The organism is Actinomadura sp. NPDC047616 (genome assembly GCF_040642915.1).
In the GTDB taxonomy this organism is placed as follows: domain Bacteria; phylum Actinomycetota; class Actinomycetes; order Streptosporangiales; family Streptosporangiaceae; genus Spirillospora; species Spirillospora miaoliensis.
In genome coordinates this window covers 495,775-519,886 of the sequence record NZ_JBEYTB010000003.1, presented here as the reverse complement: position 1 = coordinate 519,886, position 24,112 = coordinate 495,775, and the positions used below count along the sequence as shown (strand labels likewise).

Here is a 24,112-nt window from a genome sequence, read left to right as displayed (position 1 = left end):
GCCACGTCCGTCTCACCATTTAAGACCGATGTCTCAGTGGTGCGGCGGATGTGGCAGACTGTGACCATCATGCGCCTCAGCCTCGTCATTATCGGCTGGCGCGCCGGCGACTGATTTCGGGACACCGCCGGCGCGCAGACCTCTCACGTCCGTGAGAGGTCTTTTTCTTTCCGGCGGGGCTGCTTCCATCCCTGGAGGGGACTGCGACATGCACGGCGACGGATTCCACGTCTACGACACCACGCTGCGGGACGGCGCGCAGCAGGAGGGCCTCAACCTCTCCGTCGGCGACAAGCTCGCCATCGCGCGCCACCTGGACGACCTCGGCGTGAGCTTCATCGAGGGCGGCTGGCCCGGCGCCAACCCCAAGGACACCGAGTTCTTCAGGCGGGCTCGGACCGAGCTCGGCCTGAGGCACGCGCAGCTCGCCGCGTTCGGCGCGACCCGCCGGCCCGGTGCGAAGGCCGCCGACGATCCCCTGGTGGCCGCCCTGCGCGAATCCGGCGCGCCGGTCGTGACGCTCGTCGCCAAGAGCCATGACCGGCACGTCGAGCTGGCCCTCCGCACGACCCTGGAGGAGAACCTGGCGATGATCCGCGACACGGTCTCCCACCTGCGTGCGGAGGGCCAACGCGTCTTCCTGGACGCCGAGCACTTCTTCGACGGCTACCGGGCCAACCCCGCCTACGCGCTGGAGGTCGTGCGCACCGCCGCCGAGGCGGGCGCGGACGTGATCGCGCTGTGCGACACCAACGGCGGCATGCTTCCCGACGAGCTGGCCGAGGTCGTCCACGAGGTGGTGGGCGTGGGCGCCCGGGTCGGCATCCACTGCCACGACGACTCCGGCTGCGCCGTCGCCAACTCGCTGGCCGCGGTCAAGGCGGGCGCCACCCACGTCCAGGGCTGCGCCAACGGCTACGGCGAGCGCAGCGGCAACGCCAACCTGTTCACCGTGGTCGGCAACCTGCAGCTCAAGCGCGGTATGCGGCTGGTGTCCGACGAGCAGCTGGCCGAGATGACCCGCATCGCGCACGCCGTCTCCGAGGTCACCAACGTCGTGCTCGGCTCCCAGCAGCCGTACGTGGGGGTGTCGGCGTTCGCGCACAAGGCCGGGCTGCACGCCTCGGCCGTCAAGGTCGACCCCGACCTGTACCAGCACATCGACCCGGCCGCCGTCGGCAACGACATGCGGATGCTGGTGTCCAGCATGGCCGGCCGCGCCTCGGTCGAGCTCAAGGGCCGCGAGCTGGGCTACGACCTGTCGGGGGAGAAGGCGCGCAAGGTCGTCGAGCGGGTCAAGGAGCTGGAGTCGGCCGGGTACACCTTCGAGGCCGCCGACGCCTCGTTCGAGCTGCTGCTGCGCGAGGAGCTGACCGGGGTGCGGCAGCGGCACTTCGAGGTCGAGTCGTGGCGGGCCATCGTGGAGCGCCGCCCCGACGGCTCCATGGTCTCCGAGGCCACCGTCAAGCTGCACGCCAAGGGCGAGCGGATCGTCGCCACCGGGGAGGGCAACGGCCCGGTCAACGCGCTCGACAACGCTCTGCGCCTGGCGCTGGAGCGGCTCTACCCCGAGCTGGCCCGGCTGGAGCTGGTCGACTACAAGGTGCGCATCCTGGAGGGCGCGCACGGCACCGGCGCCCGCACCCGCGTGCTCATCGAGTCCAGCGACGGCGACCGCGAGTGGGGCACGGTCGGCGTGGAGGAGAACGTCATCGCCGCGTCCTGGCAGGCCCTGGAGCAGGCCGTCACCTACTGCCTGCTGCACGCCGGCTACGAGGCGAGCTGACCGTCCGGGCCGGACGCGGCGGCGCGCGCCGGGCGGCTCAGCCGGACGCGGGCTTGGGGTCGGCCTCCTGGACGACCTCGAAGCTCCACAGCTCGGCCGCGCCGGCCGCCGGGCCGCCGTGACCGTGCCCGTGACCGTGGCCCTGGGCGCCCGCGCGCTCGGCGTCCCTGGCCGCCTCGGCGTGGCCGCGCTGGAACGCCTGGCTCTGCGTCCAGCGCTCGAAGTCCTCCTCGCTGCGCCAGCGCGTGTAGACCATGTAGCGGTCGGTGCCCTCGACGGGACGCAGCAGCTCGAAGTGCTCGAACCCGTCGGCGGACTCCACCAGCCCCGCCCGGCCCGCGAAGCGCTTCTCCAGCTCCGCGCGCATCTCCTCGCTGACGGTCAGCACGTTGATCTTCACGACGGACACGTGGCGCCCCTCCCGGTCGATCCTGTCGGCGATCACCACAACCGTACGCGGCCGGTGTCCGGCCCGCCTGCCGGGGGAGTGCTCTGCGGCCGGCACGGCGAGGTTTTTACTGGCATTACTGCCAAAGCTGGCAAATCAGTGGCGAAACGGGACGCCGGTCGCCACGATATGTACGCTCGACCGGCGCGGCCGTCCCGTTGACGCCGCGCGTGCCGAGCCGCCCAGTCCCACCACCGAAACTCCGGAGCGTCGTCATGTCCGTCCCCTCCCCGCGTCCCCAGCCGGTGGGGGACCCGCGTCCGGCAGGGAGAGCGAAGGACGGCGCGTGGAGCGAGTGGCCCGACTTCGCCTACGGGCTCGGCGCGCTGTACGAGAGCGAGGGCGACCTGGAGCAGGCCGCCGGGTGGTTCCGGCGCGCCGCCGAGTCCGGCCACCCGCGCGCCGCGCTGGCGCTGGTGGACGTGCTGGGACGGCTGGCCGACGAGCGCGGCGAGCGGTCGCCCGGCGCCTCGGACGTGCTGCTGGCCGAGGCGACCCGCTGGCTGGCCAGGGCCTGCGCGTCCAGCGGCCGGGACGCCGCCGCGCCGGACGCCATCGAGCTCGTGACCGACATGCTCAACCGCCACCAGCGCCGGGCCGCCCGGCGCGGCGTCCCGGAGCCGGCCGCCACGTCCTGAAGATCCGATTTCGGCCGAGCCTGAACCGGGCGCGTCCGGCCGCCGTCGCACATCAGTAGACGACGCAGCGCGAAAGGTGACGCAGGTGAGCGGTCACGAGCCGGGACACGTGCCCCCGGACCACCGGACGACGACCGAGTTCGGGATCCCCAGAACCAAGGCCGGCGAGGCCGAGAACACCATCGTGGACGCGCCGCTCGACCCCGACGCCACGTCCGTGGACGGCCCGTCCGGGCGCCCGGCTCCCGCCGACCGCGCCTCCGAGACGGTGACGGACGAGCCGGTCGCCCCGGCCGCGACCCCGGCCGCCGTTCCCGGCGGGGACGAGGAGCCCTGGACGATGCAGTTCGGGTCCGAGGCCGAGAGCGGCGAGCCCGGCGAGCAGCCCAGCGCCGGCCAGGTGCCGCCCACCCCGTACACCCTGGCGCCCGCCATGGCCGAGATGCCCGCCGTGCCTCCGGAGCCGCCGCCGAACGGCTCGGCAGGGCCCGACGTCCCGGCGCCGATGGCGAAGGACGCGCAGACCGGGCCGACGAGCCTGCCGCCGGTCGCGTCCCCGAGCCCCCCGCCCGGCGCGCCCGCGAGCCCTCCGCTCGGGGTGCCGGTGAGCCCAGCACCCGGCGCGTCGAACCGCAGGCGGCGCCCGATGGTGCTGGTGGCCGTGCTGGTGGCCGTGGTCGTCGTCGCCGCGCTCGCCGTCGTCGTGCTCATGCTTGGCGGCGGCGAGGAGGAGCCCGCGGCGACCCGGCAGTCGCCGGCCGCGTCCCCGACGGCGCCGGACGGCGGCACCGCGACGTCCACGCCGCCGTCGCCGCCGGCCGGTGGGGAGCCGGCGCCGTCCGCATCCCCCGGGGCGGCCGCGCCGCCGCCCTCGCAGGCGCCGGCGCCCGGCGGAGCCGCTCCGTCCGCCGGCACGACCGCCGCACCGCCTCCGCTGCCCGCGCCCCCGCCCGGCCCCGTGGTCCGCGGCGAAGGGATCACCTACCAGGTCGTTCAGCAGGACCCCGGCTACTTCGAGGGCGAGTTCGCCGTGACCAACCGGACCGGCAGGCCACTGACGAACTGGCGGATCACCTTCGCCGCGCCCGGCGCCAACGTCAAGAACATCTGGGGCGGACGGCTGGTGCGCGGCGGGTCCACGGTGGAGATTCAGAACGCCGAGGGCGCCCGGCCCATCCCGGTCGGCGCCACGTGGGAGGTGCGGTTCGGCGCGGAGGGCACTCCCTCGGGCCCCGAGAACTGCCGTGTGAACGGTTCCCCGTGCGGTTTCTGACGGCCGTTCCGGCGGTCAGAACGCGCGGGCGGCGGCCTCGGCGGCGGCCGCGAACCGGCCGAGGGTCAGGTGCCAGTCCTCGCCGAGGTCGCCGGCCTCGGCGCGCTGCTCGGCCGACAGCCGGTCCCAGCCGCGGTGCTCCAGTTCCACGCGCGTCAGGTTGGGGCCGAGCGCCGCGAACCGCACCTCGACCTCGGTGCCGTCGGCGGGCGGCACCCGCCAGGTGATCGCGAACCGGCTGGGCGGGTCCCAGGCGACGACGCGGCCCCAGTCGTGCTCGGTGCCGTCCTCCCACACCTCGCCGACGCGGCCGTCGAGGGCCTCCTCGAAGCGCACCCCGGCGGCCCGGTCGGCGTCGATCGCGAAGGTGCGGCGGGGCCACCACGCCCCGATGCGGCCGACGAACATCCCGAAGGTGTGGGCACGGTCGCTGCGGACGATCGTGGACTGCTGGATGGGCTCGGCCCGAGCCCGCGGGTTCGGATGTGCCATGAGCGGCGGTCCGTCCTTCCGGTGGCGGCCGGTCCATGTTCTCAGTAGCCGTGGCGCGGTACGCAAGGGGTAGACCGCACCTTTTGTGGTGATCCGTCCGGACGGGTGACCTGCCGGACGGGACGTCCCGGGACCCGTACTAGGCTTCCGGACATGCGCATCGCCAGGTTCTCCACCGAGGAGGGCATGTCCTTCGGGGTGGTCGAAGAGAACACCGTCGCCGCGGTCGCGGCCCATCCGTTCGGTGAGCTGACCTTCACGGGCGTGCGGTACCCGCTGGCCGACGTCCGGCTGCTGGCGCCGATCCTGCCCAGCAAGGTCATCGCGATCGGCAAGAACTACGCCGACCACGCCCGGGAGATGGGCGGGGAGCCCCCCGCCGAGCCGGTGATCTTCGCCAAGCCGTCCACCGCCGTCATCGGCCCGGGCGAGGCGATCGCCTATCCCGAGAAGCTGTCGCAGCGGGTCGACTACGAGGGCGAGCTGGCCGTGGTGATCGGCCGGATGTGCCGCGAGGTGCCCGCCGCCCGCGTTCCCGAGGTGATCCTCGGCTACACCTGCGCCAACGACGTCACCGCCCGCGACCTGCAGAAGAAGGACGGGCAGTGGACGCGGGCCAAGGGCTTCGACACCTTCTGCCCGCTCGGCCCGTGGATCGAGACCGAGATCGACCCCGCCGACCTGGCCATCACCACCGCCGTCAACGGCGAGGTCCGCCAGGACGCCCGCACCTCGCTGCTGCTGCACGACGTTCCCGCGCTGGTCGAGTACGTCAGCCAGGTCATGACGCTGCTGCCCGGCGACGTCATCCTGACCGGCACCCCGGCCGGGGTCGGCCCGCTGGAGATCGGCGACGAGGTCACCGTGCGCGTGGAGGGCATCGGCGAGCTCACCAACCGCGTGGTGGCCCGCGAGTAGCGGTTCTGTCGTACCCGGCGCGTAGCGTGGTCCCCGCCGTCGTACCGGGGAGGTGGTCGCCGTGACGTTCACCGGCTTTCCCGACGAGGCGTTCGACTTCTACGCCGGGCTCCTCGCCGACAACTCCACGAGCTACTGGGCCGCGCACCGCGACGCCTACGAGCGTTGCGTGCGCGAGCCCATGGTGGCCCTGTGCGCCGAGCTGGAGGAGGAGTTCGGGCCGGCCAAGCTGTTCCGCCCCTACCGCGACCTGCGGTTCTCGCCGGACAAAACGCCGTACAAGACCCACCAGGGAGCGCACGTCGGCGGGTTCTACGTCCAGATCGACGCCGACGGGCTGATGGTGGCGGGCGGCATGTACGCGCCGACCCCCGAGCAGCTGCGGCGCTACCGGGAGGCCGTGCAGGAGCCGCCCGGCAAGCTGCTCCAGGCGATCGTGGACGAGCTGCGCGCGTCCGGCATGGAGATCGCGGGCGACCGGCTCAAGACCCGGCCGCGCGGCGTCCCCGCCGACCATCCCCGGCTGGACCTGCTGCGGCATCGTTCCCTGTACGCCCACCACGGCTGGCCCGCCGACCCCTGGATGGGCACCCCCGAGGTGGTGCACCGGGTGCGCGAGTCCTGGCGCCGGCTGCGGCCCCTGGTCGAATGGGGCCACGACCACCTGGGCCCGCCCGACTTCAGCCGTCGCTGAACGCGTCGGGAGGCACCCGCGCGCCCGTCTCGGGCGTGACGCCCTCCCACCGCGCCGCCTCGGCCTCCGCCCATTCGGCCCAGCGCAGCAGCGCCTCGTTCTGCTCGCGCAGCAGCCGCGCCGTCAACGCGATCACCGGCAGCCGCTCGGGGTGCGGGCCGCCCGAGGTCCGGTATTCGGTCATGCGCTCGACGGTGGCGGCCATCCGCCGTTCGGCGTCGGCCCGGATCGCCCGCAGCGTCGCGCGCAGCTGCGCCAGGTCGCCGTGGTCGGCGAACGCCACCTTGACCAGCGCCTCGAACTCCAGCACCGGCCCCGCCCCGCCCGGCTCGTCCAGCCACTCCCGCAGCGCCCGCCGCCCCTCCGGCGTGATCTCGTACACGGTGCTGCGGCGCCGCCCGGTGTACTCGACGCGGCCGCGGGCCAGGCCGTGCGCCACCAGCTTCTTCGGCTCCTCGTACAGCACGCTGGCCGCCCGCGGCCACATCGTCCGCAGGCTGCGGTCCATCTGCTGCTTGAGCTCGTAGGTCGTCCAGGGACGCACACCGAGCAGGGCCAGGACCGCGTACGAGGTGGTGGTGAGCACGCCCTTGACGATACTCCGAACCGGAGTATCGTCGGCAATACTCCGATCCAGAGCATTCACCTGGAGGGCGCCGTGCCGCGGATCACCGGCCTGTCCCATCTGTCCCTGTCGGTCCGCGACCGCGACGCCAGTGTCCGCTGGTACGGCGACGTGCTCGGCTTCACCCCGTACGCCCGCCTCGACGGCGACGACCGGCTCGAGACGATCTGCGTGCACCCCGCCGGCCCCACCATCGTCGGCTTCCAGCAGCACCGCGACGCCGACGGCGCCCCCTTCGACCACCGCCGCACCGGCCTGGACCACCTGGCCTTCGCCGTCGCCGACCTCGACGAACTGCGCGCATGGCAGGACCGTCTCGCCGACCTCGGCGTCACCCACTCGCCGATCGCCGAGACGGACTTCGGTCACGTCCTGTGCTTCCGCGACCCGGACGGCGTCCAGCTCGAGCTCTTCGCGATGTCCCCGGCCGGGGCCGGCTAATCGTTTTGGTTCGCGGTCCCCGGGTCCTGTATTCTCTTCGAGGCGCGAGCGACCGGCCGGGTCACACCGGCGGGGAGCCGTACCGCACTGGGGTATGGTGTAATCGGCAGCACGACTGATTCTGGTTCAGTTAGTCTAGGTTCGAGTCCTGGTACCCCAGCTGGGTCCCCCCCGATCTCGATCGGTCAGACCCGCTCCCTCCGTCCGGAGCGATTCGCCAAGAATCGGTTCGAACAAGGGGAGATCGTCCGGTAAGCTGGGCGAGGCCCGAGCGAGAGATCGCAGAGGCCGAACAAAAGACAGGCCCCCGTCGTCTAGTGGCCTAGGACGCCGCCCTCTCAAGGCGGTAACGGCGGTTCGAATCCGCTCGGGGGTACAGATAAGACCGCAGGTCAGGGCTATGGTCCCGACCTGCGGTTCATCTTTTCAAGATCCTTTTTCGTCGGTTCGTCATCAGGACCAGACGTCATCTCGGCTGATCGCCCAGCCTCACAACGGCTCCGAAGTGATCTCGGAGGCCGCCGAGCTGGACGCCGGGTACGCCGACAACGTCGACCTGGTGATGGGGAGGGTGGCGTCCCGACGCTCAAGCGCGAGCGCACCGCCGCCGGCCCATGTCGGCGAAGCCGACCGTGATGGGGCTGCGGGCGGCGGGCGCGGCCGGGTCGGTCTCGCGGCCGTCGCGGGTGGCGGCCGAGGCCGGCGCCCGGGTCCCGGCGGCGGCGAGCTGGCGCCGCCAGGCGTGCACGACCAGCGGCTCGAAGTCGTCGAGGTACTTGTCGGCGATGTCGACGATCGACCGGATCGCCTCCGGAACGTGATCGACTGGAAGCTGATTGACGGCACTGGGGCGACCTGATGCAGGTCGGCATCTCCATCAGCGAGGGATGCTCGGATGGCGTCGATCGACCGGACGGCGTACCCGAGGTTCATGCGGGCGGTGTCTACGCGGGAACTGGCGGAGGTCTTCACTCCGTCGGCCGGCGAGGTGTGCGGGACTGCGGGTAGTGCCGTTTCGCGATGACTGTGAAGTCACTGCCTGACCGAGTTTTCGACGTCAGCTTGTTTTGACGTCGGTTGAGGGCTTGCGGTGGGAGCGGAGCGCTCTGCGGCCTTCGCTCGATATCGCCCCGGTGTGGTGCCGAACTCCCTTTCGAAGGCGTGTGAGAGCGCGTACGGGCTGCCGTAGCCGACTCGGTCGGCGATGGTGGCCAGGGTTTCCTTGGTGTCGCGGAGCAGGGTGGCGGCAAGGATCACGCGCCACCAGGTGAGGTACGCCATCGGAGGGCGGCCGACCAGGGTGGTGAACCGGCGTGCCAGGGTGGGACGGGAGACGCCCGCCTCCGCGGCCAGGCGGTCGAGGCTCCACCGCGCGGCCGGTTTCGAGTGCATCGCCCGCAGGGCGGCGGCCGTCACCGGGTCGCCCAATGCGGTGGGCCATGCTCCGCTGGTGGCCTCGGTCATCCAGGAACGGATCATGTAGACGAGGAGGAGGTCGAGCAGGCTCGGGAGGGCCACGCAGGAGCCGGGCCGCACCTCGTCCAGCTCACCGGCGAGCAGATCGATCGCGGCACGCAGTTCGAGGTGGCTGCCTACTCGACTGGGAAGGTGGACGACCTCGGGCAACTCCGCCATGAGCGGGTGCATGCGGCTGCAGTCGAGCCAGTACTTGCCGCAGAGCAGCTCCGTCTCGTCACGACCAGGTCGGGCTCGCGTCCCCGTCCCCATGAGCCATTGCTCGAACGGCACTGCCTTCTCCTCCGCGACCGCCGTATCGATGGGGGAATCGGCGATCACATGGCCTGTGCCGTGAGGCAGCAGCACCGCGTCACCCACGCCGAGAGTCACCGGGGCGCCGCCGTCGGTCAGCAGCCAACTGCTTCCTTTCAAGACGACGTAGAAGCCCGCGCCATCGTACGGATCCAGCCGCGCGCACCAGCTTCCACTCGTCCGCACTCGGTGAAACCAGGGGTGCCCGAGGTGCACGGCGGAGATGGCGTCGCTCACCACATCCATCCGTCCAGGATATCTCCCGCATCATTCGTGAGACGGATTCTTATTTTATTGAGCTGGACGCGCATTGAGAGGCTCGTTCGGTGTTCTTAGGGTCGAGTACATGACGAACGAGAACGAGAATGTGCAGAGCATGGTGCTGGGTGACGTCGAAGTCATCCGGGTCCTTGAATGGCATGAGCCGTTTCTGCCCACCTCCGGCATGTTCCCTGCCGTTGCCGCCGAGGTGTGGAAGGACAACGAGGACTGGCTGGCACCGGACCACTGGGAGCCGGACAGCGACCGGGCGGTGCTCGCTCTGCAGACCTGGGTACTGCGCAGCGGCGGGCGGACCGTCCTGGTCGACACCGGCGCGGGCAACGGGCGCGAGCGACCGGGCATGGGGCCCTTCCACCAGTCTCAGAGTGATCTTCCCGGCCTTCTGGCGAGGGCCGGTGTTCGCCCGCAGGATGTGGACGTCGTCGTCAACACCCACCTCCACGTCGATCACGTCGGCTGGAACACCGTCGACGCGGACGGGCAGTGGGTACCGACATTTCCCAACGCCCAATACCTCATCCCTGCCGCCGACGACTTCCATTACGGTCCCGACAACGCGTACGGCAACGGCGCTCAGAAGGTCGACCGCCTGATCTACGAAGACAGCATCGCGCCCATCCACGAGGCCGGACAGGCCGTGCTGTGGGACGGCTTCCACCGCATCGACGAACACCTCACCCTGGAGTCCGCGCCTGGGCACACCCCCGGCTCGTCCGTGCTGCGACTCGCATCCGGGAGCGACCGGGCTGTTTTCGTAGGAGACCTGCTGCACAGCCCGGTGCAGATCCTCCAGCCCTGCTGCAACAGCAACGCCTGCCTGGCCCCGGAACAAGCCGTGGGCAGCCGCCGGCGGATTCTCGGAAGGGCGGCTGATGAACGGGAGCTGCTCGTCCCCGCGCACTTCGGCGGTGCAGGTGCCCTGGAAGTCCGACGGAACGGTGCCGGGTTCGCCCTCGGCCCCTGGGCGGCAGCCGACCCGAAGAAGACGGCGTCAGTCTCCGAGTGAGCCTTTGGTCCGGCGTTTCGCATTCGGTACCGGATGAGGCTCCCCGCCGGTTCGGGGGCCCATCCACGAGCCTGCTGGCCATAGGCCGATCACCGCGAGGTGGATCGCAGGCCCATCCCGCTCACCGCCTGCGTCCGCGAAGCCCTCAACGCCTCGCGGACGGCGTGATCGTCGCCCCCCTCAACCTGTCGAAATCCACGAGCTGTCCTGCACCTGACCGCCCAGCCTGAAGGCCTTCTTCATGACGCACACGTCGACCGACCAGCCCACGGCAAGAGGGAGCGGGGCCCTCGTCCCGGTGCTCGCCTTCACGGGCATCGTCGTCTCGGTGATGCAGACCCTGCTCGTCCCGGTGATCAAAGACCTGCCGCAACTGCTGGGCACCGAACCGAGCAACGCGACCTGGGTCATCACCTCGACCCTGCTCTCCGGCGCCGTCGCCACACCGATCATGGGCCGTCTCGGCGACCTCCACGGCAAGCGCGGCATGCTGATCCTCAGCCTCGCGGTGATGGTCATCGGCGCGCTCGTCAGCGCCCTCACCAGCGACCTGCTCACGATGATCGCAGGCCGGGCCCTCCAGGGTTTCGCGATGAGCGCGATACCCCTCGGTATCGGCCTGCTGCGCGACCTGCTCCCCCGTGAGAGGCTCGGCTCGGCGATGGCCCTCGTGAGCTCCTCCATGGGCGTCGGCGGCAGCCTCGCCCTGCCCGCCGCGGCCCTGGTCGCCCAGCACACCGACTGGCACGCCCTCTTCTACGGCGCCGCCGGCCTCGGCATTCTCTGCATCGCCCTCATCCTCCTCGTCGTCCCCGAATCCCCGATCCGCGCGCAGGGCACCTTCGACGTTCTCGGTGCGGTCGGGCTGTCCGCCGGCCTCGTCCTTTTCCTGCTGCCGATCACCAAGGGCGGCGACTGGGGCTGGACCTCCGGCACCACGCTCGGATCGTTCGCCGCGGCGGCGGTCGTCCTCGCCCTGTGGGGCGTGATCGAGCTTGGTGTCAAGGCGCCGCTGGTGAACCTGCGCACCACGGCCCGCCCCGCCGTGCTCTTCACCAACCTCGCCTCGATCATGGTCGGTGCCTCCTTTCTCGTCGTCTCGCTGGTCCTTCCCCAGCTGCTCCAGCTGCCGAAGGCCACCGGCCACGGCCTCGGCCAGTCAATGGTGGTCGCGGGCCTGTGCATGGCGCCGCTCGGCCTGACCATGATGCTCGCGGCCCCCGTATACGCCCGGCTGTCCGCAAAGCACAGCCCCAAGGTCACCCTGATCCTCGGCATGGTGATCATTGCGATCGGCTACGGGGCCGGCCTCGGCCTGATGAGCGCCCCCTGGCAGAGCCTCGTCATCACGGTGATCCTGGGCGTGGGCATCGGCCTCGCCTACTCCTCCCTCCCCGCCCTGATCACCGGCGCTGTCCACGCCTCGGAGACGGGAGCGGCCAACGGCCTCAACACCCTGATGCGCTCGATCGGCTCCTCGGCCTCCAGCGCCGTCATCGGCACGGTCATCGCCGACACCGCGAACGACGTGAACGGGGTCGCGGTCCCGACCATGCACGGCTTCCGCGTCTCGTTCCTGATCGCGACAGGCACGATGGCGATCGGCCTGCTCATGGCCCTCCTCCTGCCCCGAGCCCGCCCGCCTCACCACATCCAGCAGCAACTGCCTTCCAAGCGGACGCGTCCGGGAGGGCACCGAGGTGACGATGTCCGCGCCCGGCGCGATCTGCGGGTGCCACCGGAATACGGCAGTAACGGGCGCGCTCTTGATCAACGGTCGTAGACTCGGGCGTTCCGGTTGATGAACGCTGGTCACCGAGCCCCACCAACCCGGCGGTGTCTTCTCGTCGTAGCGCCAGGGCCGCTCCCTACTGGCCGTTCCGCCCCACACCGCCGGCCGGTACATAGGCGGTGCGGGGTGCTGGGTGCCGCGGGGCCCGCACCGGCTCCGCCATCTGCCTCCGCCAGGGCGGCGCCGACCCCGCCCAGGTCCAGGCGCTGCTCGACCACGCCCTGCTGGACACCTCCGCCCGCTACTTCCGCGCCGGGCAGGCCGAGACGGCCGCAGTCGTCGAGCAGGTCTTCGACCCGCTCATTCCCGCCCGTGGACACGAGATGGCGCTCTTGGGACTACCAGGTGCTCCTGCCAGGCCGTCCGCAGGCAGTGCCAGGACCGGCAACCTGTGGGCGGCGGTCGTGCTTCTCCTCGGCCGCGGCGCAGCCGGCGGCACGCAGGCTGTCGTCCAGGTGGTTGCGAAGCTCGCGGTACTCCTCCGGTTAGGGCGCGGTTGGGGATGTCCAGCCCGAACGACTGCCGTTCGTGGCCGGGGGCCACGGTCATGCGGGTGACGAACCGGTCGTGGACCACGCTGTCACCGGCCGGATACTCGACCCGGACGGCGTAGCGCCGCACCCGCCCGCCGGGGCCCCGCAGGCACCGGCTCGCGCCCTCCTCCCAGCGCATATAGATCCCTCTGTTGATCGAGTGCCACTGCGGCACCAGGCCGTAACGGCGGTCCACGCCGTGCAGGGTGGCGGCGATCAGGTGGCCGCCGCCGTATCCGCTGGTGGCCGCCATGTGGCCGGCCTCGCCCTGGCACGGCCCCCGGTCGGTGGGGGAAGTCGGTCAGGTCGGTGGCTTCGGCACATTCTTGGCGGTCCAGGCCGCCAGTGCGGTACTCGGCGTCGTTGGTGTGGAAAGTCGCGTTGGCCCGCAGGTAGCGGCCACAGGGCGCCGGGTCGACCTCCCGTCCGGCGGGCGCGGTTTCCCGGATGGGGGGTTACGCCTACCGGTCCGGTGGAGCCAGGCCCACTGATTCTTCGCGGCCGCGTTCCTAGGTTGAGGGCAACCTGGCCGAGGAGCCCTGATGACCGAGCGAACCGGAAGACCCGAGCACACCAGAAGGAACGTCCTGCGCGGCGGCCTGGCTGCGACGGCGGCGGGCATCGCCGTCCCCGCCGTGGGAGCCGTCCCCGCCGGAGCGGAACCCGGCGGGGCCGGCTGCCCGCTCCCGCCCGGCCCCGTCAAGGTCGGCCGCGACGACCCGCGCCACCCATCTCTGGCCTCCCGCGGCTACAACCGGCGGTTCGTGGGCCGGCCCGAGCACGTGTGGGTGGTCGGCACGACCGAGCACGTCGTCCGGGCCGTGCAGGAAGCGGTCGACGGCGGCAAGAGGGTCACGGTCCGCAGCGGCGGCCACTGCTTCGAGGACTTCGCCGCCGACCCCGCCGTGCAGGTCGTCATCGACACCTCCGCCATGACCGCCGTCTACTACGACCCGGGTCGCCGCGCGTTCGCCGTGGAGGCGGGCGCCCTGCTGGGCGAGGTGTACCGCAGGCTCTACCTGGGCTGGGGCGTGACGATCCCCGCCGGGTGGTGTCCCACCGTGGGCGCCGGCGGGCACGTCCTGGGCGGCGGCTTCGGCCCGCTGTCGCGGTCGATGGGCCTGGCCGTCGACCACCTGCACGCGGTCGAGGTCGTCGTGGTGGACCGAACGGGCAGGGCCCGCAGCGTCGTTGCCACCCGCGAGGCCACGGACCCGAACCGGGACCTGTGGTGGGCGCACACCGGCGGCGGGGGCGGCAGCTTCGGCATCGTCACCCGCTACTGGTTCCGCACGCCCGGCGCGCGCGGCGACGACCCCGCCCGGCTGCTGCCCGCGCCGCCGCCGACCGTGCTGAGCTTCACCGTCACCTGGGACTGGAACGGGTTCGACAAGGCATCCTTCGCCCGGATGGTACGCAATTACGGCGAATGGGCCGAGCGCAACAGCGCGCCGGACTCCCCGTCCACCCGGCTCTACAGCGAGCTCCAGCTCAACCGCCGGCCGGCCGGGACGCTCGGCATGATCGGCCAGGTGGCCGCCGCGTCCGGCGCCGAACGGCTGCTGGACGACCATCTGGCCGTGATCAACCGCGGCGTCCCGGTCACTCCGGTCCGCCAGGTGAGGAACCAGCCCTGGCTGGCCGGCGCCCTGGCCGGATCGCCGGGCGAACCCGGCCCCCACTACCGGCTGAAGGCCAAGTCGGCGTACCTGCGCCGCCGCCTGAGCGACCGGCAGATCGACGTCCTGCACCACCATCTCACCCGGACCGACTACGACTACCCGGGCGGCATGCTCAACCTCTACACCTTCGGCGGCCGGGTCAACACCGTCGCCCCGGACGCGACGGCGACGCCGCACCGCGACACGATCATGAAGGTCTTCCTGATCAACGGGTGGGAGGACCCCGCCGACGACCACCGGCACATCACCTGGCTGCGGGAGCTCTACCGCGACCTGTACGCCGACACCGGCGGCGTCCCGGCGCCCGGCGACGGAGCGTTCATCAACTACCCCGACGCCGACCTGGCCGACCCCGCCTGGAACAGGGGCGCGCCCTGGCACACCCTCTACTACCGGGACAACTACGCCCGGCTACAGCAGGTCAAGGCCAGGTGGGACCCGCGCGACGTCTTCCGCCACGCCCTCTCGGTGCGGCCCGCCTAGCCGCGGATGCGCGGCAGGTGGACATGCCGGTGCTTCAGCACCACCGTGCGCCCGAACTGCTGGACCCGTTGAGCCGGCAGTTCGGCCGCGGCCACCGACCTGTCGTGCCCCTGTAAGCACCCCACAGCGATCGCCGTGACGGTGGTGGAGCGGGCATAAACAGTGACATCGTTCAGTCCCAGCGTCACTACCGGTCAGTGGAGTCTCGAGACCTCGGTACGTCCCGCATGCCCCAACGGCATTGGCGGAGGGGATGTGCTTTGACTGCCAGACCCCGACCCTGCCGTCCCGCGCCGTGGCCATGGCCGATTGGGAGGGGACCGAGCAGACTCGGGGTTGAGGAACCTGCGCACAGCCGTTGGCGGTACCCTGTCGGTAGCCATCAGGGCCGTGACGCCGGGTGATCGGCGACTTCACACAACGTCCGAACCCGACCGGCACGCAGGCCCCGCCCGCGACCCCGGTCCGATGCGCTGACCTGCGCAGGTCCACACATCTGACCTCGGATGAGGCACGACCGCGCGGTTGTCCGGCCACGTCGGCACCGCTCGCGACAAGCACCCGATCTACGACGTGCTCGTCACCTTCGTCCGCGAACACGATCCCCGGCCCGGTGGCAGGCTGCCCGCGCGGCCGAGCGCGGACATCCAGGCCACGCTGACCGTGATCGGCCGCCGTCCACTGTCCAAGGACGGCTTCCGGGGCGACCTCACCGGCATCCGCGCACGCGGGCAGGGCTGGAAGGGACATCGCAGCAGAGCCGGCAGGTGGCGCGGACAGATGCGACGACGCGGTTCTGACCGGACGGCGGACGAGCGTTCGTGGCGTCCCACACGAGTGTCCCGTCCCAGCCGCCCTCCCTGGCCGACGTCGCGGCGCCCCGGCGGGGAGGACGGCGGGAACCCTCGTGCGGCCGTTAGTTACCCCTTCAGCACCTTGGTCAGGCTGGTGAGGCTGTCCTGGCCGTGGCCGGCGGCGATGCCGCGACGGAAGAGGTCCAGGACCGCCGCCGGGAGAGAGCCGTCCACGCCGGACGCCTGCGCGGTGTGCAGCACATGCTCCAGGCTGGCCGCGCCCATGGTCAGGTTGTCGACGTCGCCCTCGTGGTTACCGGCGTCGATGCGCGGGGCGTAGAACTCCAGGAAGTACCGGAAGTCCATCGTCTTCACGGCGTTGGGCAGGAACTCCCGTGCCGAGATGCCGTTGGCCTGCGCCAGCGCCTGGCCGTGCAGGAAGCCCACCAGGCCGGTCCAGAACATGTCCATCCCGATCTGGTAGTACAGCGCGGCCAGGCCCGGGTCCTCACCGAGGTAGTCGATGCCCGTCAGGACCTCCAGGGCGGTCCGGTGGGTTTCGATCGCCTTCTCAGGGCCGCTGTAGTACGTCATGGCGTCCGGAGTGCCGATGCCCGGGGGCGGCACCTGTACGCCTCCGGTGATCTGCACGGCGCCACGGGCGGCCAGCCACTCCGCCGCCTCACGCGCCCGGTCAGGGGTGTCGGAGGTGAGGTTGGCCACCGTACGGCCGGCCAGGGCGCCAGGGGCCTGCTCCAGAATCGCGTACACGGCGGTGTAGTCGGTCAGGCTCAGCACCACCAGGTCGTTGGCCTTGAACGCGGCCTCCACCGTGTCCGCGCGGTGAGCGCCGCGGGCCACCAGCCCGTCGGCCTTGCCCGGCGTGCGGTTCCACACCGTGACCTCGTAGCCCCTGTCCAGGTAGGCGGCGGCCATCGCCTGCCCCATGGGACCGAGGCCGATCACGGTGACGGACTTGACGGTCATGGTTCTCCTCACGGACTAAAACGAACGTTCTACTCACTGAGGGACCCTAGCACTAAAACGAGCGCTCTATTCACTACGATGGGCGCCATGAGGACCAAGCACGAGATCGGCACGAGGGAGCGGATCGTCCGAGCCACCTCCCGCCTGATGCAACGGCAGGGGTACGAGGCGACCGGCCTCAAGCAGATCTCGCAGGAGGCCCAGGCCACGCTCGGGTCGGTCTATCACTTCTTCCCCGGCGGCAAGACCGAGCTGACGATCGAAGCCATCCGCCATGGGGACAGGGAGTTCGCCGACATCCTGCGCGCCACCCTGGAACGGGTGGAGGATCCGGCGGAGGCGGTCATCGCGTGCGCCGACGAGCTGGCGAGGGATCTACGCGACTCCGGCTGGCTGGACGGCTGCCCCATCACCACCACCGCGCTGGAAAGCGCCGGGCGCGTGCCGGACATCCAGCGCGCCGCCGAACAGGCCTTCGCGAACTGGCGTGGCCTGGTCAGCGACAGGCTCCGCCGTTCGGGCTTCCCCGAGGACCTGGCGAGCGATCTCGCCCACACGGTGATCAACACACTGGAGGGCGCGGAGATGTCCGCCCAGGTCTCCCAGAGCGAGACGCCCCTGCGCCTCGCGGGCAGGCATCTGGCCCGGCTCATCGACTCCTATCGCTGACCATCCGTCCCGCCCCCCACACCAACAGCCCGGACATTCCCTCCCGCGCTCGCGACCACCCCGGCATTCCGGGCAGGAAGGGCGCCGAGGCGCGCTTGTCGAGGGCGTGGACGATGGTGTCGTCCAGTTCGGTGCTCACGGGAGACGGGTCGCCCCTTCGCACCGGGGATGGTCGAAGCCGCCCGTGATTCCAGATCATGCGTCCATTGGGTGGAACGCTGTTCCAATGGGGTTGGTGTGACCGACCGTGACCTGCCGGGTGTCGTCCGGCTGCGTGACCGGCGTGAGGCGCTGACGCTGCGCACCATCCTCACTGTCGCCCGCCGCCTGTTCGCCGAGCATGGCTACGCCCGCACCCCGATCCGCCTTATCGCCAATGAGGCGGGCGTCGCGCGCCGCAGACCATCGATGCGCACTTTGGGTCCAAGGCGGGCGCGCGCTGAACGGGCTGGTCGACCTGATGGACGACGAGGCGCATCTCCCGGACCTGATGGCCGAGGCCGCCGACCTGCGTGACCCGGCCGACCTGCTCGGGCTGCTGGCCAAGGCGAGCCCCAAGGTCAGGGAGCGCTGCGGCGACATCGTCGTGATGCTGAACTCCGGTGCCGCCGTCGCCCCCCACATCGACGCCACCCGCGCGGAGGGCGACCGCCGCAACCGGCTCGGCGTCGAGATGGTCGTCGACCGCATCCGCGGCACCGGCCGCGACGTCGACCCAAGGGCGGCGGACATCGCGGTCGCCCCGATGAGCCTCGGCGTCTACGAGAGCCTCGTCGTGGACGCCGGCTGGTCGCATGACGAGTACGAGGACTGGCTCCGGCGCATGCTCGTCGCCGCCCTGCTGCCCTGAGCCGGACTCGTGCGGCGGGCCGGCCGCCGGAAGCCTCACCATACGCGCCGGCGGCCCCGTCACCGCGCTCCGGATTGACAAGGGGAGAAGGGACGGGACGGTCACCCATCGGGTCGCGCGGGCCCAACCCGGCCGAAACGAGAGGTGGGGGACGACGTGAAAGAGTTCGTCATCGTTCCTGAGCTGGAAGAACTGCGTCGTGCCTCCGCCGAGCCGATGGCCGGGGTCCAAGCGGAGAACAAGGACGCCGATCCCGCCGAGTTCACCGAGGCCGCGCCGCGCACGAGGAAAGGCGCACCGTCGGTGTCGTCGGGCCCGGCGGTGGACGCCTCGTCCAGGGGCGTGGGCGGGCTCCAGGGACGCTGGACGCTCATCGTCGCCGGTGGGGTGTTCCTCGTCACCGTGGGCAGCGCCATCTCGGCCGTCTTCTCCTCCGTGCCCGGGAGGCCGGCCGCGGAGTCCGCGCCGTCGAGCCGGGTGGCTCCCCGGGCGTCGGCGCCCCCGGTGAAGCCCGCTGAGGGCAGAGCGTTCTCCCCGGCCATGCCGGCGCCCTCGCCCGACCGGTGCGCCGCCGTGCTGACCGAGGTCACGTCGGGCGATCCGGACCGGGTCGCCGACGTCACCGAACGGAGCCGGTTCGACGCCGGCGAACGCCGGCTGTACGCGGCGACCTACACCGGCTGGGTCAAGGCGGGCCTCGGCATCCGGCAGAGCCGGCCCGTCGGGGAGCCGTCGGGTCTGCGGGCCACGCAGGTGTGGGAGCTGCGAGACGGGTCGGCCGTGCTCGCCGTCTCTCACGTCACCTGGCACCGCGCCGACGGCGGCTCCCCGTGGCGGCTGACCGAGTGGCCGTCCTTCCAGCCGGTGAAGTGACGGCGATTCCGGCCGGTCGTCGCGGTGGCCGGTCTCACGCCCGCGCGGGCGGGGCGTCCCTGGGTGGGGGCCGCGTACCGGTCAGTGTGATGTCAGGGCCGAGAGCGCGGCGTTGAACGCGGAAAGGTCGAACGGCTTGCGCAGCACGCGGGTGAGCACGCCGTCGGCCAGGTGGGCCGACTCACGGGCGGCGGCGGTGAGCAGCAGCACCGGCACTGTCCTGGTGCGCTCGCCGCCGCGTAGCCACGCCAGCAGGTCGGCCCCGTCGCCGTCGGGCAGCATTCGATCGGGAACGACGAGTCCGGGCGGCGGGGCGGTGCGGAGCGCGCGCCGCGCGGCCGCGCCGTCGTCCGCGGTGACCGGATGGTGCCGGCGCACCGCCGTCGCCGACCGCCAGCAGCACGTCGCCGGGACGCGGACCGCCCCGCCGGACGGGACCGTCCATGGCGGTGACCTGCAACCTGGCGGTGCCCAGCGGGACGCGGCGGCGGTGCCCAGCGCGGCGGTGGTCTGCTACGACTCCACGGACGGCGCCGCGGTCGCTCCCGCCCCCCGGACCGTGCGGTTGTCGGTGACCTCCGCCGCGATCCACTCGAACCTCTGCTGGACCGCACCCGCACTGTCGTCACCGACCATGCCCCTTGGACGGGACGGCCGACGTCCACCACAGGGCCCGGGGACACGCGGTGATACGGCGACTGCACCGAGCCGAAGCCCCCGAGTGCCGCCACGATGACGGCCGAACCGCCGCCCCAACGCCGCCAGTTCATCCGGGCCTTCCAGTGCGGCGTGGCCTTGATCAAGGCCATGCACGGCCATATCGAACTGGCCACCGCTTCGTCGGGCGGCCTGGAAGTGAGCTTCCGGCTGCCGCTCACGGGCGATGCGGATCAATCGGCTGATGGCGAGGAATGCGTTGATACGGGCGACCGCCGAGCCGTCCGGGAGCATGAGCGCCCAGCACTCCTCGGGGCCGGTCGAGGGAGGGGGTGGGACGTAAGCCAGGTGAAAGCGGGGAGTCAACGCGTTGCTTTACGGTGACGCGGCATGGAAGATCTCCCTCCGCGTCGTCCGGCGTGGACGCCCAGGCCGGCCCGGCCACCCGGCGTCGCCGATCGCCCTCCGGGCATGGCGACGCATCCGGCCCGAGGAGTGGGCCAGGCGTCGACGATGCGGCTGACCGATCGACGCTGTGGTGCCGGGGGACATCGAGCACTTTGCTTCTGAGCGACGCGACGCCGAGGAGCCGGCCCAGCGCATGAGCGGCCACCTGACGGACGAGGTCGATCGGCCGGGCACTGTGGCGTTCGCACTGGAACTGGCCGGTCGCCGATTGCGGCACGGCCGCCGTCGGGCTTCCAGGCCGGGCGCTTGAACACCGTGCCGGGTTGCGCCGGGGGGAGCGGACCCGGACCTCGAAAGGGCCGGAACCGATTCGTTGAAGATCACGTCCGTGAGTAGTGCTGCGGGCCAACGCATAGGAGACGTGGGGAAATGTTCGGTGTGGTTCGTCCGTGCAGGCATGTGCTGTGCGGGTCGCTGTTCGAGGATTGGATGGCGCATCTGTGCGGGTTGTGCCTGACGTTGCGTGGTGAGCATGGGCAGGCGGCTCGTCTGGTGACCAACTATGACGGGTTGCTGGTATCGGTGCTGGTGGAGGCGCAGTGTCCGGAGTTGTCGCCGCGTCGTAAGGCCGGGCCGTGTGCGTTGCGGGGGATGCGTGGTGCCGAGGTGGTGTCGGCGCGGGCGGAGGGTGCGCGGCTGGCGGCGGCGGCGTCGCTGCTGCTGGCGGCGGGCAAGACCCGTGATCATGTGGCCGATGGGGACGGCGCGTATGCGCGGCGGGTGGTGGCGGCGGCTGCGGGGCGGATGGCGGATCGGTGGGATGCCGCGGGGGCGCGTACGGGTGCGGCGGTGGGGTTCGATCCGGGGGTGTTGCGGGAGGCGGTGGCGCGGCAGCCGTTGCTGGAGGCCGCCGGGGGCTTGGGGTTGCTGGAGTTGACCGAGCCGGCGGAGACGGCGGTGGCGGCGGTGTTCGCGCATACCGCGGTGCTGGCGGGGCGGGAGGGCAACGCCGAGGCGCTGGCGGAGGCGGGGCGGTTCTTCGGCCGTATCGCGCATCTGGTGGACGCGGTGGAGGACCTGGCGGACGACGTGGCCTCGGGTGCCTACAACCCGCTGGTGGCCACTGGTACCGATCTGGCCGAGGCGCGTCGTTTGTGTGATGAGGCGGCGCACGGGTTGCGGTTGGCGCTGGCGGATGTGCAGATGCAGGACCGGCGGTTGGTGCGGGCGCTGCTGGATCGTGAGGTGGCCCGGTCGGTCGACCGGGTGTTCAACGCCTACCCGCCGGGCGGCTACGGCCCGCAAGGCCCGCAGGGCCCGTATCCCCCGCAGGGGCCGTACCCGCCGCAGGGCGGGTACCCGCCCCCACCGCCCCACGGCGGACACGGCGGGTACGGCGGACATGGGGGACACGGCGGCGGGGGCCACTACCCGCCTGGCGGCGGCGGGATGTTCGGCGGCAAGGGCCCGCGCCAGCGTCCGCCGTTCCCCATCCCGTGCCTGGTCAGCCCCCTGATCGGTGCGACGTGCGGTTGCTACCAGCCGCCGTGGAGCAAGCACCACGGCAAGGGCTGCGGGGGGCGCTGCTGGTGCACTCGCGACGGCTGCTGCTGTGAGACCTGCGCCGAGTGGAACTCCGGCGTCTGATCCCCGGTTCTTAACCAGCGCCCGCTTGGGTAACAGCCTTCCGGCGGGACCGCGCCGTAGACGCCGAACGCCTTGGCCCGCTTACCGCCGCCATCGTCACAATCGCCGCGATCAACTGTGGCGAGGGCGACGCGTGGCGTGGAACGAAGGCGACTCCGCCACGAGAACGGCGTACCAGCGGGCCCAGGGGGGCGTGCGGGCACCAGGTGAGCGAGACGAGGGCCGCGCTGGCGGTTGTCGGTCGTCAGGAGGTGTTCGCCGGTGGGTCGGCTTCGGCCGCCGCCTTCAGCCAGTCCGGCGTATGTTCCGCGCCGCGCGAGAACAGGACGAGTTCACGGGCTTATTGCTCCGCTGATGGCGGCGTGCAGAACTGGGGCGCCTCGTGCCGGGAGTAATGGATCTGGTACGTCGTCGGGTAATCCAACCAGTACGTCGTGTGCAACCAAGTCCCCCGGCCGGGTCGGTACATTCCGGCGCGCAATCGGGTGAGGAGGTTCTGGACCTTCTCCGGAAGCGGCGCCCCGTACAGGGCGCCGTTTGTCATGCGCAGCAGCGCGCCCGCCTCGATGTAGTCGCCCATCCCTCTGTAATCCACTTGGACGTGGTCCCAGCCCAGCGGCGGCTCATGCACGAGGAGCGTGGTGACCTGCTGGAGCACCTCGTTCTGCCGCAAACACTCGGCTGACGGCGCTCACGTGCCGGGTCGCGGCCCTCTGTAGCAGGCCACGGTCGCTGCATACGAGTGCCTGTCGCACTCACCCCCTTCCGCGGAGATGAGCAGCAGGTCAACGGCCAAGACACCGTGTCCGGTGGAGCCATGGGCAGCGGCTTCCGATGCCTCGTGCAGGACACTGACCCGACCGGCGTGGAAACACGGGCGCAGCCCCACTACAGGGCGCGGAGACATGGATTCGGACACGCTGTTGCCCACGCGGTCGACCGCCGTCCCCTTCGGGGTTGCCACAACCTGGCAGAGACGGACGGTCTCAAGTGCTCCAGGCGAAGGCCACGAGCACAGTAGTACTCAACTCAGATCGACAGGTTGCACGATGCTCAAGAAGGTCGGCCTGCCCAACGTTGACCGGGCCAGGTGGGGGCCGAGCTGGTGAGCATTCGGTTCAACGGCTCCCCGGAGGATTTGGAGGCACTTTACAAACGCACCGTGAACTACCCGCCATGCCCGCACTCTGCAGGCCGAGAAGGCGGTCCGCATGCCTCGACGATCTCGATGACGCCCGACCAGTCATGAGCCGGTCGGGGCTGGAGAGGCACCCTCTGTGGACCGCCGCCGGGCGTTCTGATATCCGATGTTCACCTTCATTTCATGTACGTTGCTCCGAGCTCTCGAAACATTGTGGTGGAAATGCACCTGTCGAAAGATGAGCGCCAGAAGCTGATCGCTCTTGCCGGTGGGAAGGATGCGGCGGATTCTGTTGTAGATCGAGTGCACATGGTGCTGTGGCGAGGCGAGGGGCGTCCGGTGTCGGAGATCGCCGCGGCCCTGGGCACGACACCGGCGACCGTCTACCGCTGGCTGGCTCGTTATGAACAGAGCGGTATCAACGGCTTGACCGGCAGCAGATCGACGGGACGACCGCGCAGCGTGCCGGAGCCGGTCCGCTCCCGGATCATCGCGTTGACCCGTTCCTCCCCGCCGGCGGAAAGCGGGCTCAGCCGCTGGTCGAGCCGTGCGATGGCCAGATACCTCAAGTGTGAGGGCATCGAGGTGTCGCACAATTTCATCGCGGAGCTCTGGCGCGATCACGGCCTGAAACTGCATCGGCAGGGCGAGTTCTAACTTAGGCCTTCTCCGCCAAGGTCTCCGGAAGCGTCGTCATGCTCTCAGCCTTGCTGATCATGATGAGGACGGCATAGGGTGCCGCGGACAAGATGACTCCCGTGCCTTTGGTGGAGTGCCGCCTTTACGGCGGCACTCCACCGCGTGATCGGTCACATCGAGCCGCTCGGGCGGGAATCGCCCAGTGCTTCCGAACGGGGTTTCTCGAGGGCACGGTAGCCGAGGGTCCCCCCACTCAGCCCTACTCGCAGTAGATGGTCTTGAAATTCGTGATGTCGACCGTGCCCGTACGGGCGAACTTGTAGGCGTACACCTGGCGGAGGGTGCTGCTGGTGTCGGCTCCGTAGACGCGGTCGCCGGAGTTCAGCCAGCCATGGCCGGTTCCCCAGGAAAACTGCGTCGTCGTGAGCGCCTCCCACTCGCAGTTGCGCGGCAGGGCGGCCGATGCCGGAGTGGCGACCGAAACGGCCGCAGCCATGCCGGCGCCCGCGAGCGCCAACGTCAGCCCGCTGCGCAGACTCGTTTTCCGCACGTTTCCGTCCTTTCGATGGAATGCCCGGTCAGGG

The 24,112-nt window shown here is 71.0% G+C and carries 28 protein-coding genes and 2 tRNA genes; 19 read left to right on the top strand and 11 right to left on the bottom strand.

What is annotated here, in order from left to right; translation table 11 throughout:
* Nucleotides 1-208: 208 nt before the first annotated feature.
* Entirely contained in the window at nt 209-1,786 is a 1,578-nt protein-coding gene (gene cimA / locus ABZ801_RS10040; protein ID WP_344945427.1) for a citramalate synthase, read from the top strand.
* Nucleotides 1,787-1,823: 37 nt separating this feature from the next.
* Here the strand turns inward: cimA and ABZ801_RS10035 are convergent, their stop codons facing one another.
* A complete protein-coding gene (locus ABZ801_RS10035) occupies nt 1,824-2,195 on the bottom strand; it encodes an antibiotic biosynthesis monooxygenase (protein WP_360695713.1) in 372 nt (123 codons plus the stop codon).
* A 254-nt stretch (nt 2,196-2,449) separates the two neighbouring features.
* Between ABZ801_RS10035 and ABZ801_RS10030 the strand changes: the two genes are divergently transcribed.
* Together ABZ801_RS10030 and ABZ801_RS10025 are read left to right on the top strand one after the other, a co-directional pair.
* On the top strand, nt 2,450-2,872 hold the full coding sequence (locus ABZ801_RS10030; RefSeq protein ID WP_344945424.1) for a hypothetical protein: 423 nt from the start codon (nt 2,450-2,452) through the stop codon (nt 2,870-2,872).
* Nucleotides 2,873-2,957: 85 nt separating this feature from the next.
* On the top strand, nt 2,958-4,145 hold the full coding sequence (locus ABZ801_RS10025) for a cellulose binding domain-containing protein (protein ID WP_360695237.1): 1,188 nt from the start codon (nt 2,958-2,960) through the stop codon (nt 4,143-4,145).
* Between the two features lie 15 nt (nt 4,146-4,160).
* Here ABZ801_RS10025 and ABZ801_RS10020 read toward each other — a convergent pair whose 3' ends face one another.
* Entirely contained in the window at nt 4,161-4,637 is a 477-nt protein-coding gene (locus ABZ801_RS10020; protein ID WP_344945420.1) for an SRPBCC domain-containing protein, read from the bottom strand.
* Between the two features lie 153 nt (nt 4,638-4,790).
* Here ABZ801_RS10020 and ABZ801_RS10015 point away from each other — a divergent pair, with 153 nt between their 5' ends.
* Together ABZ801_RS10015 and ABZ801_RS10010 are read left to right on the top strand one after the other, a co-directional pair.
* Nucleotides 4,791-5,555 (top strand): fumarylacetoacetate hydrolase family protein, encoded by a 765-nt coding sequence (locus ABZ801_RS10015; RefSeq protein WP_344945418.1) that lies wholly within the window; start codon nt 4,791-4,793, stop codon nt 5,553-5,555.
* Nucleotides 5,556-5,616: 61 nt separating this feature from the next.
* Nucleotides 5,617-6,249, top strand: a complete 633-nt coding sequence (locus ABZ801_RS10010) for a DUF2461 domain-containing protein (protein ID WP_360695232.1) — start codon at nt 5,617-5,619, stop codon at nt 6,247-6,249.
* On the opposite strand, the gene ABZ801_RS10005 is transcribed toward ABZ801_RS10010, so the two are convergent.
* Complete coding sequence (locus tag ABZ801_RS10005) at nt 6,236-6,835, bottom strand: PadR family transcriptional regulator (RefSeq protein WP_360695229.1); 600 nt, start codon at nt 6,833-6,835, stop codon at nt 6,236-6,238. The two genes, ABZ801_RS10010 and ABZ801_RS10005, sit on opposite strands and share 14 nt — an antisense overlap.
* Nucleotides 6,836-6,907: 72 nt before the next feature.
* Between ABZ801_RS10005 and ABZ801_RS10000 the strand changes: the two genes are divergently transcribed.
* From ABZ801_RS10000 to ABZ801_RS09985, 4 genes are all read left to right on the top strand, one after another.
* The gene (locus tag ABZ801_RS10000) at nt 6,908-7,315 is read left to right on the top strand and encodes a VOC family protein (protein WP_344945414.1); all 408 of its coding nucleotides are present in this window, start codon (nt 6,908-6,910) and stop codon (nt 7,313-7,315) included.
* A gap of 88 nt (nt 7,316-7,403) precedes the next feature.
* A tRNA-Gln gene (locus ABZ801_RS09995) sits at nt 7,404-7,475 on the top strand.
* Between the two features lie 143 nt (nt 7,476-7,618).
* Nucleotides 7,619-7,691: transfer RNA gene (locus ABZ801_RS09990), tRNA-Glu, on the top strand.
* A 24-nt stretch (nt 7,692-7,715) separates the two neighbouring features.
* On the top strand, nt 7,716-8,174 hold the full coding sequence (locus tag ABZ801_RS09985) for a hypothetical protein (RefSeq protein ID WP_360695226.1): 459 nt from the start codon (nt 7,716-7,718) through the stop codon (nt 8,172-8,174).
* Between the two features lie 173 nt (nt 8,175-8,347).
* Here ABZ801_RS09985 and ABZ801_RS09980 read toward each other — a convergent pair whose 3' ends face one another.
* Nucleotides 8,348-9,331 carry an AraC family transcriptional regulator gene (locus ABZ801_RS09980; protein WP_360695223.1) on the bottom strand — a complete coding sequence of 328 codons (984 nt, stop codon included), beginning with the start codon at nt 9,329-9,331 and terminating at the stop codon, nt 8,348-8,350.
* A gap of 100 nt (nt 9,332-9,431) precedes the next feature.
* On the opposite strand from ABZ801_RS09980, the gene ABZ801_RS09975 reads away from it, so the two are divergent.
* Together ABZ801_RS09975 and ABZ801_RS09970 are read left to right on the top strand one after the other, a co-directional pair.
* Nucleotides 9,432-10,373 (top strand): MBL fold metallo-hydrolase, encoded by a 942-nt coding sequence (locus ABZ801_RS09975; protein WP_360695220.1) that lies wholly within the window; start codon nt 9,432-9,434, stop codon nt 10,371-10,373.
* Between the two features lie 241 nt (nt 10,374-10,614).
* Nucleotides 10,615-12,156, top strand: a complete 1,542-nt coding sequence (locus ABZ801_RS09970) for an MFS transporter (protein ID WP_360695217.1) — start codon at nt 10,615-10,617, stop codon at nt 12,154-12,156.
* 309 nt (nt 12,157-12,465) lie between these two features.
* Here ABZ801_RS09970 and ABZ801_RS09965 read toward each other — a convergent pair whose 3' ends face one another.
* Entirely contained in the window at nt 12,466-12,951 is a 486-nt protein-coding gene (locus tag ABZ801_RS09965) for a DNA/RNA non-specific endonuclease (protein ID WP_360695214.1), read from the bottom strand.
* 289 nt (nt 12,952-13,240) lie between these two features.
* Between ABZ801_RS09965 and ABZ801_RS09960 the strand changes: the two genes are divergently transcribed.
* Nucleotides 13,241-14,863: an FAD-binding protein gene (locus ABZ801_RS09960; protein WP_360695211.1), complete on the top strand. Its 1,623-nt coding sequence runs from the start codon at nt 13,241-13,243 to the stop codon at nt 14,861-14,863.
* Here the strand turns inward: ABZ801_RS09960 and ABZ801_RS09955 are convergent.
* Together ABZ801_RS09955 and ABZ801_RS09950 are read right to left on the bottom strand one after the other, a co-directional pair.
* Nucleotides 14,860-15,051: a hypothetical protein gene (locus ABZ801_RS09955; RefSeq protein WP_360695208.1), complete on the bottom strand. Its 192-nt coding sequence runs from the start codon at nt 15,049-15,051 to the stop codon at nt 14,860-14,862. The two genes, ABZ801_RS09960 and ABZ801_RS09955, sit on opposite strands and share 4 nt — an antisense overlap.
* A gap of 732 nt (nt 15,052-15,783) precedes the next feature.
* Nucleotides 15,784-16,644, bottom strand: coding sequence for an NAD(P)-binding domain-containing protein (locus tag ABZ801_RS09950; RefSeq protein ID WP_360695205.1), 861 nt, complete (start codon nt 16,642-16,644; stop codon nt 15,784-15,786).
* A gap of 87 nt (nt 16,645-16,731) precedes the next feature.
* Between ABZ801_RS09950 and ABZ801_RS09945 the strand changes: the two genes are divergently transcribed.
* A complete protein-coding gene (locus tag ABZ801_RS09945) occupies nt 16,732-17,313 on the top strand; it encodes a TetR/AcrR family transcriptional regulator (protein WP_360695202.1) in 582 nt (193 codons plus the stop codon).
* A 195-nt stretch (nt 17,314-17,508) separates the two neighbouring features.
* Here ABZ801_RS09945 and ABZ801_RS09940 read toward each other — a convergent pair whose 3' ends face one another.
* Nucleotides 17,509-17,655, bottom strand: coding sequence for a hypothetical protein (locus tag ABZ801_RS09940; RefSeq protein ID WP_360695753.1), 147 nt, complete (start codon nt 17,653-17,655; stop codon nt 17,509-17,511).
* Between ABZ801_RS09940 and ABZ801_RS09935 the strand changes: the two genes are divergently transcribed.
* The 3 genes from ABZ801_RS09935 to ABZ801_RS09925 all read left to right on the top strand — a co-directional run bounded on the left by ABZ801_RS09935 (nt 17,605) and on the right by ABZ801_RS09925 (nt 19,036).
* The gene (locus ABZ801_RS09935) at nt 17,605-17,829 is read left to right on the top strand and encodes a helix-turn-helix domain-containing protein (RefSeq protein ID WP_360695710.1); all 225 of its coding nucleotides are present in this window, start codon (nt 17,605-17,607) and stop codon (nt 17,827-17,829) included. The two genes, ABZ801_RS09940 and ABZ801_RS09935, sit on opposite strands and share 51 nt — an antisense overlap.
* On the top strand, nt 17,774-18,163 hold the full coding sequence (locus ABZ801_RS09930) for a hypothetical protein (protein ID WP_360695199.1): 390 nt from the start codon (nt 17,774-17,776) through the stop codon (nt 18,161-18,163). Before ABZ801_RS09935 ends, ABZ801_RS09930 begins: the two co-directional genes overlap by 56 nt.
* A gap of 156 nt (nt 18,164-18,319) precedes the next feature.
* Complete coding sequence (locus tag ABZ801_RS09925; protein WP_360695196.1) at nt 18,320-19,036, top strand: hypothetical protein; 717 nt, start codon at nt 18,320-18,322, stop codon at nt 19,034-19,036.
* Nucleotides 19,037-19,117: 81 nt separating this feature from the next.
* Here the strand turns inward: ABZ801_RS09925 and ABZ801_RS09920 are convergent, their stop codons facing one another.
* Entirely contained in the window at nt 19,118-19,414 is a 297-nt protein-coding gene (locus ABZ801_RS09920; protein ID WP_360695193.1) for a response regulator, read from the bottom strand.
* Nucleotides 19,415-19,768: 354 nt separating this feature from the next.
* Between ABZ801_RS09920 and ABZ801_RS09915 the strand changes: the two genes are divergently transcribed.
* The gene (locus tag ABZ801_RS09915) at nt 19,769-20,077 is read left to right on the top strand and encodes a hypothetical protein (protein ID WP_360695190.1); all 309 of its coding nucleotides are present in this window, start codon (nt 19,769-19,771) and stop codon (nt 20,075-20,077) included.
* A 453-nt stretch (nt 20,078-20,530) separates the two neighbouring features.
* A complete protein-coding gene (locus tag ABZ801_RS09910; protein WP_360695187.1) occupies nt 20,531-21,748 on the top strand; it encodes a DUF5685 family protein in 1,218 nt (405 codons plus the stop codon).
* A 340-nt stretch (nt 21,749-22,088) separates the two neighbouring features.
* Here the strand turns inward: ABZ801_RS09910 and ABZ801_RS09905 are convergent, their stop codons facing one another.
* On the bottom strand, nt 22,089-22,406 hold the full coding sequence (locus ABZ801_RS09905) for a hypothetical protein (protein ID WP_360695184.1): 318 nt from the start codon (nt 22,404-22,406) through the stop codon (nt 22,089-22,091).
* Nucleotides 22,407-23,072: 666 nt separating this feature from the next.
* On the opposite strand from ABZ801_RS09905, the gene ABZ801_RS09900 reads away from it, so the two are divergent.
* The gene (locus tag ABZ801_RS09900) at nt 23,073-23,546 is read left to right on the top strand and encodes a helix-turn-helix domain-containing protein (RefSeq protein WP_360695181.1); all 474 of its coding nucleotides are present in this window, start codon (nt 23,073-23,075) and stop codon (nt 23,544-23,546) included.
* A 241-nt stretch (nt 23,547-23,787) separates the two neighbouring features.
* Here ABZ801_RS09900 and ABZ801_RS09895 read toward each other — a convergent pair whose 3' ends face one another.
* Nucleotides 23,788-24,078: a hypothetical protein gene (locus ABZ801_RS09895; RefSeq protein ID WP_344945375.1), complete on the bottom strand. Its 291-nt coding sequence runs from the start codon at nt 24,076-24,078 to the stop codon at nt 23,788-23,790.
* Between the last annotated feature and the right edge of the window lie 34 nt (nt 24,079-24,112).